At 50.1% G+C, this 16,899-nt stretch carries 11 protein-coding genes; 2 read left to right on the plus strand and 9 right to left on the minus strand.

All coding sequences use genetic code 11. The features are described 5' to 3' along the window. Positions 1-56 precede the first annotated feature (56 nt). Entirely contained in the window at positions 57-230 is a 174-nt protein-coding gene (locus K384_RS13995) for a DUF5522 domain-containing protein (protein WP_169737649.1), read from the plus strand. Here K384_RS13995 and porU2 read toward each other — a convergent pair. From porU2 to K384_RS10830, 3 genes are read right to left on the minus strand one after another with little or no spacing between them, the layout of a single operon-like run. After that, a complete protein-coding gene (gene porU2, locus K384_RS10820) occupies positions 215-5,221 on the minus strand; it encodes a putative type IX secretion system sortase PorU2 (RefSeq protein ID WP_038032251.1) in 5,007 nt (1,668 codons plus the stop codon). The two genes, K384_RS13995 and porU2, sit on opposite strands and share 16 nt — an antisense overlap. Positions 5,222-5,225: 4 nt before the next feature. Beyond that, complete coding sequence (locus K384_RS10825; RefSeq protein WP_038032253.1) at positions 5,226-6,290, minus strand: putative type IX sorting system protein PorV2; 1,065 nt, start codon at positions 6,288-6,290, stop codon at positions 5,226-5,228. A gap of 56 nt (positions 6,291-6,346) precedes the next feature. Continuing rightward, on the minus strand, positions 6,347-7,222 hold the full coding sequence (locus K384_RS10830; protein ID WP_038032255.1) for a YicC/YloC family endoribonuclease: 876 nt from the start codon (positions 7,220-7,222) through the stop codon (positions 6,347-6,349). A gap of 94 nt (positions 7,223-7,316) precedes the next feature. Here K384_RS10830 and purQ point away from each other — a divergent pair, with 94 nt between their 5' ends. Beyond that, positions 7,317-8,009: a phosphoribosylformylglycinamidine synthase subunit PurQ gene (purQ, locus tag K384_RS10835; RefSeq protein WP_038032259.1), complete on the plus strand. Its 693-nt coding sequence runs from the start codon at positions 7,317-7,319 to the stop codon at positions 8,007-8,009. Positions 8,010-8,096: 87 nt separating this feature from the next. Here the strand turns inward: purQ and K384_RS10840 are convergent, their stop codons facing one another. The 6 genes from K384_RS10840 to K384_RS10865 form a co-directional block, all read right to left on the minus strand. Beyond that, positions 8,097-10,472: an efflux RND transporter permease subunit gene (locus tag K384_RS10840; RefSeq protein WP_038032262.1), complete on the minus strand. Its 2,376-nt coding sequence runs from the start codon at positions 10,470-10,472 to the stop codon at positions 8,097-8,099. A gap of 80 nt (positions 10,473-10,552) precedes the next feature. Further along, on the minus strand, positions 10,553-13,876 hold the full coding sequence (locus tag K384_RS10845) for a PAS domain S-box protein (RefSeq protein WP_051633340.1): 3,324 nt from the start codon (positions 13,874-13,876) through the stop codon (positions 10,553-10,555). Then, positions 13,839-14,840: a YpdA family putative bacillithiol disulfide reductase gene (locus K384_RS10850; protein WP_038032265.1), complete on the minus strand. Its 1,002-nt coding sequence runs from the start codon at positions 14,838-14,840 to the stop codon at positions 13,839-13,841. The genes K384_RS10845 and K384_RS10850 overlap by 38 nt, the downstream gene beginning before the upstream one ends. Positions 14,841-14,848: 8 nt before the next feature. After that, the gene (locus K384_RS10855; protein WP_038032266.1) at positions 14,849-15,361 is read right to left on the minus strand and encodes a DUF2480 family protein; all 513 of its coding nucleotides are present in this window, start codon (positions 15,359-15,361) and stop codon (positions 14,849-14,851) included. Then, on the minus strand, positions 15,358-16,050 hold the full coding sequence (gene tsaB, locus K384_RS10860; protein WP_038032269.1) for a tRNA (adenosine(37)-N6)-threonylcarbamoyltransferase complex dimerization subunit type 1 TsaB: 693 nt from the start codon (positions 16,048-16,050) through the stop codon (positions 15,358-15,360). The genes K384_RS10855 and tsaB overlap by 4 nt, the downstream gene beginning before the upstream one ends. Positions 16,051-16,083: 33 nt before the next feature. After that, on the minus strand, positions 16,084-16,839 hold the full coding sequence (locus tag K384_RS10865) for an SIR2 family NAD-dependent protein deacylase (protein WP_394330439.1): 756 nt from the start codon (positions 16,837-16,839) through the stop codon (positions 16,084-16,086). Positions 16,840-16,899: the final 60 nt, after the last annotated feature.

Below are 16,899 nucleotides of genomic sequence, written 5' to 3' on the forward strand. Positions count from 1 at the left end.
CTATTGTTTTTTAATAAATTCCAATTTTGTTGTTTTTTTAAGGAGTGGGAAGCAAAATGAAAAGACACAAAAAAAGCCCCCCTTTGCAGGAGGGCATTGATTATTATTTTAATGAGCAGGGTTTTATGGTGCTTACCGAACATTATTTACGCAAGCGAGGGTATTGCTGCAAAAACGGATGTAAGCATTGTCCTTACGGCTTTAGAAAAGCGACTCAACGCAAAATATAAAGCTTGCCGAAGCCTTCTTTGAAAGCCCGGTCGCCGGCAGTTGCTCTCAGGGGCACCATCTTTCCATGAAGACGCACCAGCACACGGTATAAATACACCCCATTGGCCAGGCGGTCGCCATACTCGTCGGTGCCATCCCATGCGTATTGGGTGATATTGTGTCCAATATGAATAGGTCCTATTTCATCCTGCGTGATTTCCCTGACTACTTTTCCGGTAACTGTCATGATTTGAATCTTTATTTCTTCGGGTACCTCTTTGCCCGTAAGGGTGAATATAAACCGGCAGTTGCTTGAGAAAGGGTTGGGGTAAGGGTAAAAGTGCGAAATGGTGGATTCGTTGATGACTTCAAACTCTACTTCGTAGGGCTGTGTGCCTGCTGCATTTCCTTTGGCATCGGTGCCTTGCACACGCAGGGCATGCACGCCATCTTCCAAATCTTGTGCCTGGTACTCTACGACAAACTCCCCTTCTTTGGCAGTCCATTGCACTTGTGGATTAGAAAAATAAATGCGCTCGAAGGTGCAGCCCTCGCAAGGGCGGCGCAGTTCAAGGGTCATGCCGCTGGTATCTTGTTTGATGAGATAGGGGTTGTCGTCGTGCAGGCGCACGCGAATGAGTGCGTTGGGCGATACTATATCGCCATTCATAATGCGGATGCCGTCGAAAGTTACTTCAAGGTTTGGGTTTTTGTTGTCTTCCAATACCTTAAATTCAAGGTCGAGGCGGTTGTTGTCGTAGTACTGTTCGGCTACCTTTTGCGGGTTCACATACACTTTGAGTTTATTGCTGCCTGCCCATTGTTCGGTAGGAATATGAATGGTGAACTTCTCTTGTTGTTTGGGGGCAGGCGCCTTTATTTTAAATGTGTAGGTAGCGTTTTTGTTTAAAGTGCTGTTTTGAAGGGTGTATTCTACTTCCAGTGAGTCGCTTTCAAAGTATCGTTCAGAAATGTTTTCGAAGACAAAAGGAATACTGAGCGGCTCCCCTTCGAGTTTGTCGGGGATTTGGTAGGTGGCAGCCCCGCCGGCGGCTTCTATGTTTAAGAATCCTTCAGCAACACCTTGGTAACGAACAATCCACTGTCTTAGTTGTGAAGGCGTCTGATTGGTTTCATCCTTGGTGTTCATGCGCAGGCGTAAATAAGGGTAGGTGTTTACATCGATGCTGCTCAGGTCTTGCCCACTGAACACATTGGAAAACAACAGTTGTTCCTGCCCATTGAATCGTACGCCGATAACATCGATGGTGGTTTGGTCGGTGACAGGGCTTTCTTTTGAACGCCATTCAAAGAAAACAGCCCCCCATTGGGCAGCAGGACCAACGAGGGAAGAGGTAACAGTACCACTATTGAAACCACCACCAAGTTGCACCTCTGCACTGATGGCATCGCCGGTTGGGTTGGTAATGGAAGAAGAAATAACTTCTGCCAAGGCACTGCCCCCTTTCCGTCCGATAAGAATATAGGGGTGGCCGGTTTGTAAGGTAGCCGTTTGCGCCGGAGAAGCGCCCACCTGCAGCAAGGCGCTTTGTGCGGCTTGCCAGCCGGCCGTAGTTATCTGCCCTTTGCTGAATACCACGATATAGTCGCCCACGGGCAAGGTGTTGACATAGGCTTGTAACAGGCCTGCTTGCAGGTCGGCATCCGTAAAAGAGCTGACATAGCCGGGAACGCGCCCGCACAAACCATGGCTGCTTAGCACATAGGGGTTTTTAGTTTCGGCATCAATAGCCATGACTATCAGCTGGTTGTTGGCGCAGGTGTTGTTAGGATAGTTGAAAACAATACCAAAATCATTGATATAGAGCGAGGTGTTGTTTACGTCGGGATGGGCAGCGCCATAGGTTTGTACTTTGATGGTGTTGTTTACCTGGGCAAATTTCCATTGCCGGCTGCCAAAGTCTTTTTCTATCTGTTGGTCTATGCTTTTTCTGAATTGATAGAAATGACGTTGTGCCCATCCTTCGGGGCTGTTTTTGATGTAGGTAAAAGAGCTTTCACTCCATAGGGCATTGGGGTTCGATACCGCATTGGCCAAATTTACACGCCAGAAATACACCAAGCTGTCGGAGGGGTATTGGTCGGTCAGCAGGTTGACTTCCCAGGTAGCCGTGCCACCTTGTAGTGGGCGGGTAGCTGTTTGTTTGGCAGGGCTGTTGAAAAAGGCGGTAGTATCTATTTCAAAAACTACTTCGGCAGCATCGTTGGCCAGCAGGTTGCTTCCTTGGGCAATCAGCTTGACAGGTTGTTGTGAAACAATACTGTACTCGGCCGGGAAACGGGCAATGACTGCAATGCCCGGCAGGTTGTATTCCAACACGGCGATGTTGTTGTTTTCGTTGAACTCTTCGATTTCCGATAAGCCGTCGATTTCTACTTCAAAGCGGTTCAAGCCGGCCGTGTTGATGTCTTCCGGTTGATAGACCGTGATGCTGAGGGTATCGAAGCGCTCTACCGGTCCATATTTTTGTATGGGATAGAAGACCTGTGTACTGCCATCGGGGAAAGTGCGGGTTACCTTTACTGAAAAGTTCTGATTGCTGTGCTTCCCTACAGAGGCAACTACCAGCTTCAAGCGCAGCGAGTCGCTTTGAGCCGCAGGCGCACCTTGGTCAAAAGACTCCAGCGAAAGCCATGCATTTTGCGTACACAGGTCGGGTAGGTTGGGACCAATCAGACGCAGGGCGGGATCGCCTTGAAGAGTCATTTGCTGCACATGTGCCAAGTCGATACCGGGACTTAGTCCCGGGCCATAGCTCTGTGCCACGTATTGGTCTATTTTGCCTACCGGGTCACTGAATGATACATCTTGTGCAAAAGCGATGCTATACCAGCGGGTAGAATAATTGTGCAACCAGGCTGCGCCTCCCAATGAGGTATTGGCTTTCCATGCAATAGCTCCCCGGTTGGGGGTGTAAAGCCAGTCATTGGCTAAGGTCGTCTTGGCAGAGTACACATCGCCCAGGCTGCAGCCATTGGCTAAAATCATAGGGTATTTGCCTTGATTGCGATAGCCGTTGCCGTCAACAGAGGCAAAGCCTATATCTATATCGGTAAGTGTGGCCGCAGAGTGCCCGAAGAAAGTAACTAAGGCTACGCCCCGGTTCACTTCTTCCGCTATGTTGATAAACTCAACGGCTTCTGTACTTTTCTTGGATACTGTCTTTACTTCAGCATGCAGATAATCACCTTCGGCAATGCTTTTATAAAAATCGACAAACGAGCGGAAAGCGTTTTGCTCGCTCACACTGACGCCCCCACTCAGGTGAATGAGGCGCTTGCGCCAGTATGCACAACTTGTACTTTCATGCGCCTTCACTTTGTCGAGGTAAGCGGCCACTTCCTCTGCACTTTTGCAACTGATGCGCCCCGTGGGAATAGCCGGTGCATAGGGATAAGCCGGGTCAAAGCCGGCAGTAAAGGGCAGGTCAGAGCCGGGGTAGCCCCAAGTGGGAATCAAGTTTCGTGCAAAATCAGCAGGGTTGCTACGTATGTTCAAAGCTGTGGATACGTTGCCGAATGCAACATCGCGAAAAGGAAGGGTGACGCCCTCACCAATGAGAAAGAGAAAATCCGGGTTTCCGTTGTCGTACATATAGCGTGCAAAACGGCGGATGGCCAAAGGGCTGGTTTCGCCGTAGTTAAATTGGTCATACAGTGTGTAGATACTCATTACCAATGGGGCATAACTTCCCCCTTCGGGCGAAGCCCTATAGGCTGCGTAGGCTGCTACGGGGTCGTTGTATCCGCCGGCCGGTTGCATCAGCCGGGGGTGCGATACAATAAGGTAATTATAAGCCGAAGGGTTGATTTGTACGAAGTTTGCCGGCTCCACACCGGCTATGTTGAGTGTATTGTTCTGTAGAAAAAATTTGCGGGCAGAGCCGGCGGCAGGCAAGACCGCAGTGCCGGCATTCAACACAAACTCTTCTATATTGTAAGGGTCGGTAATGTGAAACAAACGGCTTCCGGCAGGAATATTATTGAGGGTAACGGTAGAGGCAGCTGCTTGTGCAGGTACTTCAAAATAGAGCTCGCTGCTTTGAGCATCCCAGCTTTTGGGATAACGCAGGCGCACATATACTACCGAAGCACTGGTGCCGTTGGTAGAAGTATTGCGAACACGCACATTGAAGGTGCCGTTGCTTCCGGGGAAATCGCTCCACTCGAGTGTTTGGGTAAAAGTGTTGGGGGTGTAGTTGGCTACATTCAAGCTGCCTATGGTGCGATAGCTTCCGCCGCTTCCCACATCGATACTGAGCGTGCTGGTGTAATATCTTCGACTGACAAGCTTTATTTCGAGGGTGGGTTTATCGGACACACCATAGGCCGCACTTTGAATAGTAAAGCTAAATACACGGTTGCTGCCCGCATTGATAGGCGTACTTGCCCATCCTTCGCCTACGTCGTAGCTGCTGATGAATACATAACTTCCCGTGATAACATAATTTCTGCCGGGTGAACACTGCTCGGCAGGCACCTGCAGACTTTCTGCCCAGCCATAAGGAAGCGAAGAATAGCCGCTATTGGGCAGGTTGTTTTGTGTAATGCGCTTGCCATTGCCGGCGTCCAGACGGTAGGTGAGAAAATAGGCGCTGGTGTCGCTGTGCAAATTATAGTAAGGGTTCAAATGGTTGGCGAGGGTGGGGTAATACAGTTCGGCATCGTTGGTGCCGTCATTTTTTCTTCCGTAAAACTCGATGTAGTCGCCGCTGTCAAAGCTGCCATCCTGCTCGCCGTTGACGTAGATAGCCATCTCTTGGCCACGATGAAAGAGTTGTATTTTACGTGGGTCTATGCTTGCAGTAGGAAAACCGGCAGCAGCCAATTCGGCACTGCTTATGCGATACCAGCCGTCTTGTACCACTTTCAGCTTCCAGTAGCTTTGGTTGTAATTGATCCATTCATTGCCATATTGCGCTTGCAGGCAGAAGGGAAGCGCAAGGAAGAGGAACCACCGGATAAGATGTTGTATTGCCGACTGTATCATGATGTTATTTGTTAAAGCCTGCTTTGAGTGAAAAGACGTGAGAATACAAACCTTCAGCATTATCGCCCAAGTCCGTAAGGGCATAATCTATGGTGAAGCGTTTGAGGCGGAAGCCGGCACCAAAATTGATTTGGTAGGTCCACGAGCGGCTGCCGTCAAAGTCTTTGATTTGCTGAAAGTTGCCGGCACCAAAACGCACATACACCATTTTTTGATAGTCCAGCTCAATGCCCAGTGAGGGGTCTATGGATACGGTGTGGCTGCGTATTAAAGTGTTGCGCATGCCATCAAAGGTGAGTGGCAACTCGATTTGGGGCAATATGCCGAACTGTTTCCACCGGAACTGCCGTGCAATGCCCACCTGCAAGCGGGGCAGGGTGATTTCCACCGAGTTTTTGGGAATCTCATTGCCGGTTTGGGCATACACATCGTAAAGCAATGCCACATTGTGGCTCCAGGTGGTGTAGGTGCCCGTAATATCGCGCGCCATGGCGCCAAACTGCCATTGTCCGCGCCGGTACTGCATGCCCATGTCCAAGCCAAAGCCCCAGGCGGTGGCAAAGTCGCCGGCTTGCCGGTAAATGATTTTGAAATTGCTTCCCCAGCTTAAGCCTTCCACGCTTGTTTTTTTGGCATAGGAAAGCAGAAAGGCGTAGTCTGAAGCTGAAAAATAACGTATGTTGTTGTAGTTGATGGCACCGTTGGCATCGTAAATGAAGCGCGTATCGGGGATGTCGTCCACGCCGAAGCGAATCAATGAAACGCCCAGGCGGCTGCTGCTGTCTATGCTCGTGGTGAAGCCCATATAATCGTACTGTGCGATGCCGGCAAAATATTCGGCATGTGTAAGCGCCCCTTCATATTGATATGAAGTGTGCATCAGGCCGGCAGGATTCCAATAACCGGCGGTTACATCAGATACGGTGGCGGTTTGTGCATTCGACAACGCCATGGCCCGCGCATTTACACCTATATTCAAAAACTCGTTGCTGTACTTTGGCGTGTTTTGGGCAATTCCCACGCTTCCACTTAAAGAACACAGCAGCAGAAATACAAATCTTCGAAGCATATCATTTCTTTATTCTTCGGGACGGCAATAAGTAAATGAGCGTAGCCACCGGCGCTTTACAGTATGTTTTGCACCTGCTCTTTGATACGTTCGAGGGCATCTTTCATGTGCACTACATACTGCTGAATTTGCGCATCATTGGCTTTAGAGCCAATGGTATTGATTTCCCTGCCTATTTCCTGGCAAAGAAAGTTAAGCTTTTTTCCTTGACTTTCAGCGCTGCCCATCAATTTACGAAAATACTGCAGGTGGTTTTGCAAACGCACCTTTTCTTCGCTGATATCGAGACGTTCGATGTAGTAAATCATTTCTTGCTCGAAGCGATTCGGGTCGAAGTGGTCGTTCTGGGCAATTTCCTGCAGGTGCTTTTGAATACGCTCGCGTATGTGTTGTATGCGCTGTGGGTCCAAGGTGTTGATTTCCTGCAAGTAGTGTTCTATTCTATCCAGCTCGTCGTTGATTTGGCGGCTGAGCGCTTCGCCTTCTTGGCGCCGGAACTGTGTGCATTGCTCAATGGCTTGTTCTACAACGGCAAGCAGTTGCTGCCACTCTTCATCACGCAGGCTGTCTTCTTCCTGTTTGTTGAGGTTTTCGGTTTTCTGAATCACCAGGCGTAAAAGATCTTGTTTGTCGGCTTGCAGACGGTCGGCAAGGGCTTCCAATTGGCGATAGGCCTGGGTGATTAAGGTTTCATCGAGCTGAAGCGGATTTTCCAAGTCGATGCGTTCAAAGTCGATACTCATCTGCACCTTACCGCGTACCAATTTTTGCTGAATCAGGTTGCGCAGTGCTATTTCTTTGCTGTTGAGCAGGCGCCCGCTGCGCAGGTTGAGGTCCAGGTACTTGGAGTTCAGTGTTTTTACTTCCACTTTGATGTAAAGATGGGCGTCTTGGTACTCGGCACGCCCATAGCCCGTCATGGATAATAGCATATGAATGAATGTTTAAAAAATGACTTGTTTGGTTTTTTAAAAAACACGGAAAAAGCCCTAAATTGCCATCAATTTAACAACAAATTCAAGAGAAATGAAATTTGGAGTAGTGGTATTTCCCGGCTCAAACTGCGACGAAGATATGATTTATACTCTGCGCCATGTCATGGGGCAGAAGGTCGTCAAGCTTTGGCACAAAGATACGGATTTGCAAGGGGTCGATTTTGTCGTGCTGCCCGGTGGGTTTTCTTATGGTGACTATCTGCGGGCGGGGGCTATTGCGCGCTTTTCGCCCATCATGCAGGAAGTCATCCGCCATGCCAAGCGTGGAGGCTATGTCATGGGCATTTGCAACGGCTTTCAAATCTTGACAGAGTCGGGGCTACTCGAAGGGGCTTTGTTGCGCAACCTGAATCAGCGCTATATCTGTAAAAATGTTTACATAAAGCCGGCCACACAAAACACCATTTTGACGGCCGGCCTGTCGCAAAAGAAAGCCTACAAAATACCGATTGCCCATGGCGAGGGACGTTTTTATGCGCCCAAAGACATGCTGAAAAGCATCCGGGATAACGACCAGATACTGTTTCAGTATTGCGATGCGCAGGGAAAGGTAAGCGAGGAAGCCAACCCCAATGGCTCTTTGCTGAATATTGCAGGTATTTGTAACAAAGAGCGCAATGTTTTTGGCATGATGCCCCATCCGGAGCGCGCTGCCGATGAGTTGCTCAAAAATACCGACGGACGTGCTTTCTTTGAAAGCATATTGGAGCATGTGGCAGTGTAAATGATGGACGAACACTTTCTTTCATAAAGAAAAGCGGAGGTACCCGGGTACTTCCGCTTTTTGATTATGAAGGCCTTTGCAAGGGGCTTATTTTGCTTCCGAAGGTGTTGATGCTTCAGGTTCTTTGTTTTCGTCGTAGCTCTCAGCCCATGCCAAGCGGCGCCGGTCATATTTGTCGAAGCTAAGCAGGAGCGAGGGCAGCAGAATCAAGTTGGTAAGCATGGCAGTGAACAAGGTCAGGGAAGTGAGCAGCCCCAATGCTACGGTACCGCCAAAATTGGAACCTACGAAGATCACAAAACCAAAGAACAGAATGATGGAGGTATAAATCATGCCTTGCCCTGTTTCGCGCAAGCTTATCACCACCGCCTCGCGCACACTCACGCGCCGGCTAAACAATTCGCTGCGGAAGCGTGCCAAATAGTGAATGGCATCATCAACGGCAATGCCGAAGGCAATACTAAATATCAGCGCCGTACTGGGCTTGAGTGGAATGCCGAACCACCCCATGATGCCCGCCGTGATAAGCAGGGGAATGAAGTTGGGAATGACCGACACCAACACCATGCGCAAGGAGCGGAACAAAAGCCCCATAATAACGGCTATCAAGGCAAAGGCCAACAAGATGCTTTGTTTCAAATTGCGAATCAAATAGCTGTTGCCTTTGATGAAAATGGGCGTGGTGCCCGTGATATGCACTTCAAAGCCTGCTTCTTGGGGCAAGTAACGTTCAATTTTAGGCTCTATGACACGGTGAATGAGCGAATCCATGCGTATGGAGCCTATGTCGGCAATTTTCATGGAGATACGCACTTCTTGTTCGGTAGAGTCGATAAAGCTGCGTGTAAGCGCCGATTTGTCTTCTTCCCCTTTCAGATAACGCATCAAGAAAGGGAGCTCTCGCTTTGTGGGAAAAGCATAATAAGCGGTATCTTGGTTATAAAAAGCCTGACGGGCAGCTTTCAGAAAGGTAATCATGGAGAGCGAAGGGGGCGAAATGCCTATGCTGTCGAGCGATGCCTGAAATTCGTTTATTTTTTTCAGCTTGCTGTAGCTGCGCGTGCCCTTCGGCTTGCCTGTATTCACCACAATTTCCAAAGGCATGACACCCTTAAACTGCTTTTCGAAGAAAGCGAGATCTTGGCGTAGCCGGCTATGCTCGGGGATGTCATCGACCATATAAGAAACCGCCCGTATCTTGTAAGTGCCATAAATAGAAAGCGCTACCAAGACCACTACGCAGGTGTAAATATACAAGCGCTTATGCGTGACCCAATGCGTGAAAGTGTTGATGAGCCCGTTGAGCATGCGTCCGTCCAAATGGCGCAAATGGCGGCTTTTGGGCTCGGGCAGATAAGAGAAAAAGACAGGAATTAAAACAATGCTCAGCAGGAAAGTGCAAAAGATATTGATGCTGGCAACCACACCAAACTCACGCAAAATAGCAATGTTGGTGGACATGAGCACACCGAAGCCTATTGCGGTGGTGGTATTGGTAATGAGCGTGACCACACCTATTTTTTGAATCACGCGCACCAATGCCAATATTTTGTTGCCGTGCTTTCTGAACTCTTGATGATACTTCGTGAGCATATACACGGCATTAGGAATACCTATGACAACCAGGATGGGCGGCAGCAGCCCTGTGAGCAAAGTGATTTTATAGTTGAGGATGCCCATCCAGCCCAACGTCCATGTGATGATGATACCGATGATAATCAGAGGGAAAACAACGGCTTTGAACGAACGGAAGAAAAGAAACAACACGACGGCGGTGGTTATCACCGAAAGAATCAAAAACAAATTCAACTCATCGGTGACTTTGGTTGCCATGGTCGAACGCACATAAGGCAGACCTGCATAGTGAATTTCGATGCCGGTTTTCTCTTGAAAGGCTTTACAAGCATCTTCTATGTGGCGTATGACGGTTTCGCGGTAGGCCGTGTTGAGCACTTGTTTATCTATGGACACCAGCAACACAGTGGCGCCGCTTGCTTCGTTGAATATCTGTCCACGATAAAAACGCAGCCGGCGGGTGAATGCCAGCAGGCTGTCAAGCCCGGCTTGGGTTTGGGGCATCGGCTCGAAAATAGGGCGGAAACGGAAGACCTTGTCGGCAGTGTCTTTGTACAGATACTGCAGGTGGGCTATGGAAACGGCACGCTCAACGCCCCGGATGCCTTCCAGCTGTTGCGCCAGCTTTGCCCATGCCCGGAAATTATCCAGTTGATAAATGCTACTGTCGTGGATACCTATGGCCAATATGTTGCCGTCTTCACCATATTTTTGTTTGAAGAGCTTGAAATACTGCATGTCAGGGTCTTTGTCGGGCACGACGGCAGCATAATCGTAGGCACGCTCGACGCCCCGGCTCATATAGCCCATAAAGGCAGTAAGCAGCAAAATGACAATCAACAGGGGGAGGCGATAAACCAAGATGAATCGTGCAAGCTTAGACCACATAAATGTTGATAAAATTTTAAAAGACAAAAAAGAAAAAGCTGTGTTGTTCCTTCTTTAAAGGGATGGCAATTTACGTAAAATCACTGTAAACCGAAGCGCTTGCGACAGGCATCGCGCACCTGCTGCAGCAAATCCACAAAAAGCAAAAGCCTTTCTTTCAGGTCTTGCGGCACTTCTTTTTTCATCAGAGTTTCGGTTTCGGTAACGGCTTGTGCAAAGCGGGCTGCCCCTAAGGTGCCCGAAGTGCCTTTCAGCGTGTGCAATAACTTGCGGATGCCTTCGTAGTCTTCTTGCTTGAGCAAGCGAAAACAGTCATCAAGCATGCCTTGACTTTCTTCTATGAACTCAGTCAGGCTTGCCTGCACAATGGCTTTTCCGCCGTATTTGCTCAGTTGTTCAAGCACTTCTTCATCGAGTACCGGCAAGTGGGTGCCTTGTGGCGTGGGCAGTGCCTGCCGGGGGGCACCTTTTTCTTCCGGTGCGGGCGGCGAGAGCGTGGTAAGGTCCACTACTTTTTGTAAAAGCTGCTGTGCGCGCAAAGGCTTGGCTATGTAATCGTCCATGCCCAGTTGCAAGAAGCGTTGGCGGTCTTCGGGCATGGCATAGGCTGTCATTGCCACAATGGGCGGCAGGTCGTGGCGCAAATCGCGCATCATTTGAGTGGCTTCAATGCCATCTATTTCAGGCATTTGAATATCCATGAGTATCAAATCGAAGTCTTGGCTTTGCACCAGCTCCAGCGCTTTGCGTGCATCTTCGGCAAGTTGCACGTGGCAGTAGGCGCGCCGCAGTATTTCGGCGGCTACCTTACGGTTTACGGCGTTGTCGTCAACCACCAGCAGGCGCGGGCGCCGTTTTTTTAAGATGTCATAGAGGCGGTGCATGGGGTCTTGGTGCTGTGTGGCAAGCGGTTGGTTGTGTTTGCGCACACGTATGGTGAAGAAGAAACGGCTGCCTTGCCCGGGTGTGGAGTGCAAACCGATGCTGCCCCCCATCAACTCTACCAGCTGCTTGGCGATGGCCAAGCCCAAGCCGGTGCCGGCATAAGCCTTTTTGGTGGAGGTGTCTAACTGACTGAAGGTGCGAAACAGCTTCTTTTGGTCTTCCGGGGCAATACCTATGCCGGTATCTTTCACTTCGAAGTAAAGGGTGAGCTGTTGTTTTTGTTCTTCCAGCACCTTCACTACAATGTCGATACTACCTTGCTCGGTAAACTTGATGGCATTGTTTACCAGGTTGCTGAGCACTTGCACCAGGCGGGTTTCGTCGGCTACCACATAGGGCGGCACACCTTCATCGATGCGGAAACGCAGCTGATTGCCGCGGTGGTGCGCCCGGGGGAGGAATAGGTGGTGCACACGTTCCACGATGGAATGCACGGAGCAAGCGCGGGGGCGCAGTTGCATCTTGCCGGCTTCTATCTTGGACAAATCCAAGATGTCGTTCAATATGTTGAGCAGGGTTTCAGACGATTCCTTCAGAATGTTTACATACTCGCGCTGCTCGGGGCTTAGAGGGGTGCTGTCGAGCAGGTCTATCATGCCGATGATGCCATTCATGGGCGTGCGTATCTCGTGGCTCATGTTGGCAAGGAAATTTTCCTTGACGCGCAGCGAATGTTCTGCCAACTCTTTGGCACGCATCACTTCTTCGGAAGCCCGTTTGAGTTCGGTAATGTCGCGCACTACGCCTTCAATACCATAAGGCTTGCCTTGCTCGTTGTAAAGCAGGCGTATGTTGGAAATAGATTCCACTTCGGTGCCGTCTTTGCGGCGCAAACCTATTTCAAAGTTTTTGAGACGCCCTTTGCGCATAAGCTCGCGTATGGCTCTGAAAGCCGAGCGCTTGTCTATATTGCGCGTATAGAAGCTGGTTACGGGTTTGCCTATCAGCTCTTCGGGTTCATAGCCGCCCAACTCTTTGATGGAGGGGCTAATCATCAGAATACGCCCTTTGAGGTCGGAACGATAGTAAATATCCTGGAAAGATTCGAAGATGGTGCGGAACTTTTCTTCGCTTTCTTTGAGGGCTATCTCTGAAAGCTTTTTTTCGGTAATATCATGGGCAATGGCTGATACTTCTTCAATTTCGCCTTCGTCGTTGGGAATGGGGTTTAAATAGATTTCACGCCACCGCACGTTGCCTTTCAGGTCCTTGACGGTCATTTCAAAATGCAGCGCCTTGCCTTCAAATGCCTGTTTGAATTTTTCTTTCCAAAACAGGTCCACTTGTTCTTGCCGCATGAGATCTTTCAGCTCTTTGGGGTATTCATAGAGCTTGGGGGTGATGCCATATTGCTCTTGCAGCGTGCGCACATAATTTTGATTGAAAGAAGTGAATTGGCGCTTGCGGTTGACCGTCCACATGATGTGCGAGCCGCTTTCAAAGATGGCGCGCAGGCGTGCCGTTTGGTTGCGCAGTTGCATTTCGGTTTGCTTACGTTCGGCAGCCACGGCCACTTGTCCCGAAATGAATTCGAGCAGTTTCAGGTCTTGTTGCGTGTAGGCATGCGGATTGCGGTATGATTTGAGCGAGAGGACGCCCAGCGTTCCTTTTTTTGTACGCAAAGGAATGCCTACCCACACCAAAGGCACCATTTGCCGGTTGCTCAGTGCCAGCTCGCCTTCTTCAATAAGTGCTTCTATTTTATGCTTGTTGAGTACTACCAGCCTGGCTTGGCGCAAGGCATACTCTACCAGTCCTTTGCCGATGGGGCGGCGCCCCGCAAGGGCATTTTCCGGGGCGTATTGGTCCACGTAGTAGGGATAAGTGAGCGTGTTTTCTTCCGGGTGATAAAGGGTGATGTAAAAGTTTTCTACTTCCATCACCTTGCTCAACTCTATGTGTATGTTGCGAAACAGCTCACGCATGCTGTCGCTTTCAATAGCCAGGCGGGCAATGCTGTTGTACAGGTTCTGGGCTTGCTCTGCTTTCACGCGGTCGGTCACGTCGTACAAGATGCCCCGGATGGCTGCAATGCGGCTCTGCTCATAACGCAAGCTGATGTGCCCTTCCAAATAAACCACTTTGCCGCTTTTGTGCATCAGTGCCGTGTGAAAAGGCAGACGGTAGGGAGCCCCTTCCCGCGCTTGGGCAAACACCTGTTGGTAGGTCTCGTGCTTATATTGCGGATGAATGAGGTCTTGAATACGCAACTTTTGCAGTTCTTCTTGTGTGTAGCCCAGCTTTTCGCGGCAGGCCCGGTTGTAAAACAAGAATTCGCCGGAGCGGGAAATCACAAATATCAAATCGTGTGCATTGTCGAACAGGTCAAGCAGGGCGGCATTGGTGCGCTGCAGCTCTTTGTAAATGCCTTCCGGGTCTTTTTTTAAAAAAGCGACTTCCTGCTCCAGTTGGCGGATATAGTCAATGAGCACTTCTTTGGGTGCCGATTGTAGATTCATTTTGCAAACGTCGGCTTAGGTGTTTTATAATCACGGGGGCATGAAAGCGCCCATTCTCTATGTACACTTTTTCGGTGTGTATGCCACAAATGGCAGTGCCCGCCACATACAAGCCTTTTACGTTGGTTTCGAAATGCTCGTTGTGCTGAGGTACCAGCTCATTGTCCACCTTCACGCCTGCCTGGCGGAGCAGGTTGTCATCGGGCAGGTAGCCGGTGAGCGCCAGCACGAAATCGGCGGGTAGGCGGTGCACTTGCCCCTGCTGCGTATATTCCACGATGGTGGGGGTGATGCGTTGCACTTGGCATCCAAACGAGGCTTGTATATGCCCTTCGGCAATGCGTCGTTTCAAGTCGGGCACCAGCCAGTATTTGGCAGTAGGTTTGAAGTCTTGCCCGCGCACCAGCATGTGCACTTTGGCGCCGTGGCGATAGAGATCAAGGGCGGCTTCTACGGCAGAGTTGCCCCCGCCGATAATGACCACGCGCTGATGCACATACTCGAAAGGCTCTTTGTAGTAATGCGATACATGCGGCAGGTCTTCGCCTTCTACCTGCAGGAGGCGTGGACAGGTGAAATAACCGGTGGCCACCACTACTGCCCGGCTGTGGAGCTGTTCGCCGCGGTGTGTATGCAAAACAAAGGAATTGCCTTGCGGCTCAATGCGTTCGATGCGGGTATAAAGCCGGATGTGCAGCTGAAAGTACTCGCTCACCTTGCGGTAATACTGCAGGGCTTCGCTGCGGTTGGCTTTGGCATCGGCAATGGCAAATGGAATGCCGCCGATGCTGATGTTGTCGGCAGTGGAAAAGAAACGCATATGCACGGGATAACGGCGAATAGACTCTGCTATGCTGCCTTGTTCCACGATGAGGTAGCGCAGAGAGGCTTTGTGCGCTTCAATGCCACAGGCCAGCCCGCATGGTCCTGCACCGATGATGATAAGGTCATATAAGTCGGCCATGTATGTGCTTATTTTTTTCGTTTGTAAATGGGCACCGTACTGCATGGTTCACCATACATCAAACTGCTTACATAGGGCTGCAGACGTGCCGCCAGCAAGGTGAAGGCATATTCAGGAATGGGTTTTTCGCCACATCCTTTTACCACCACCTTTTTGTCTTGATAGGCTTGGGGGGTGATGGTGTCGATTTGCTGCTGCCATAACTCGCGCTGCAGGTCTTCGAGGGTGCCGTAGGTAACATAGCGTGCATAAGGAGCCAGTGATGTGGCCAGCAACATATAAGCCCATACAGGCACAATGGCATCGGTACTGCAACCTACTGCCACATTTTTGCCTTCATAGCGGCTCCAGTCTTCACTTTTTACGTATTCGCGAAAATCTTTTTCCCGCAGCACCATGCCTTGAAAGAGCTGCGGGGCTATGTCGAGCCAAACACATTCACCTTCCGGATAGAATTCCTGAAGGTCTATGCTCACAAGCGGGCTGCGTGCTACACGATTGACAATCGGTTCTTCTTTCATTGTGGGTTGATTTTTGATTTGGGCTTGCCGGCAATAAAGTCTTTCAAATAGAAAGGCTCGAAATAGGCAACATCTTCAAAAGCCCCTTCTTGGAAGCGTTGCCATGCCAAAGCACCTACGGCTTCGGCGTGTGGCACCACATGGTCCATGAAAAGTGCCCGTTCATGCTTTTCAAGCAAAGAGCGGCACTTGGGCATGCCATTCCCACAAAAGATAACATATCTTTCAGATAAAAGTTCGCTGAAGCTGTCTTTGTCTATAATTTTGGCTTCGGTGGGGCTTTGCACCTTGCCCCGGTGGTCTATGAGCATACAATACACTTCCATCCGGCGGGCATCAATCATGGGGCATATCCAGGCATCTTGTATGAGGTTGTATTGGCGTGCGCTGTAAGCCATGGCTTCAAGCGTATTGACAGCTATCAGTGGCTTCTGCAAAGCATAACAAAGCCCTTTGGCAGTGGCTACGCCTATGCGCAGGCCAGTGTAAGAGCCGGGTCCCTTGGAAACAGCAATGGCGCTCAATTGCCGTAAATCGAGCGATAGTTCTTGTTTCAGTTTGTCTATGAGTGATGCCAAATGCTTGCCGTGTGCTTGAGGCAAATGAAGTGCAAAGGAAGCAAGCAGTTGCCCTTCGTTATGCAGGGCAACAGAGCAAACGTCGGTGGCGGTTTCTATACTTAAAATCATAGTGTTGGAAGTAAACAGTTAGCTAAAGTGCCGCTATACATCGGCTTGCGGGCACAACTCTTTGACCAGACGGGGCACGCCTTCACTTGCTTTGGCTTCGATCATGTGCAAGTGAGGATAACGGCGCCATGAAATGTCGGGGCGCTTGATATCTACCAAATACTTGGGAATATGAGGGGAGGCGTAGTCGATAAGGCCGGCGGCAGGGTACACCACCAGCGAGGTGCCTATGATTATGAACAGGTCGGCTTGTTCTACTTCGGCAATGGCGGCATCCATCATGGGCACCGGTTCGCCAAACCACACAATATGCGGACGCAGCTGGCTGCCGTCTTCGGCGGTGTCGCCCCATTGAATATCGCGGTAGCCTATGTCGTAAATAAGCTGTGGGTTGCGGCTGCTGCGTGCTTTGGTCAGTTCGCCGTGCAGATGTATGATGCGCGAGGAACCGGCCCGTTCGTGCAAGTCATCTACATTTTGCGTGATGATGACTACTTCGTAGCAGCGCTCCAGCTCTTTGAGCGCCCGGTGGGCAGCATTGGGTTGTGCTTGCGCCAGCTGCCGGCGTCGCATATTGTAAAACTCCAGCACTTTTTGCGGATTGCGGTGCCAGCCTTCAATAGAGGCTACTTCGGTGATGTCGTAGCCTTCCCACAGCCCGCCTGCGTCGCGGAAAGTCTTCAATCCACTTTCGGCACTGATGCCGGCGCCGGTCAGTACCACTACTTTCTTCATGCGGTTACCATTACCTGAGGGCATACGCCATAAGTTTGAGAGTAGATTCCACAAAGCCGTTTCTTTTTATTGGGGGTTGCATTAAAGATAAAAAAACCGCAGAGGATAATTGTT

The sequence above is a fragment of the Thermonema rossianum DSM 10300 genome (assembly GCF_000426825.1).
Lineage (GTDB): Bacteria > Bacteroidota > Bacteroidia > Cytophagales > Thermonemataceae > Thermonema > Thermonema rossianum.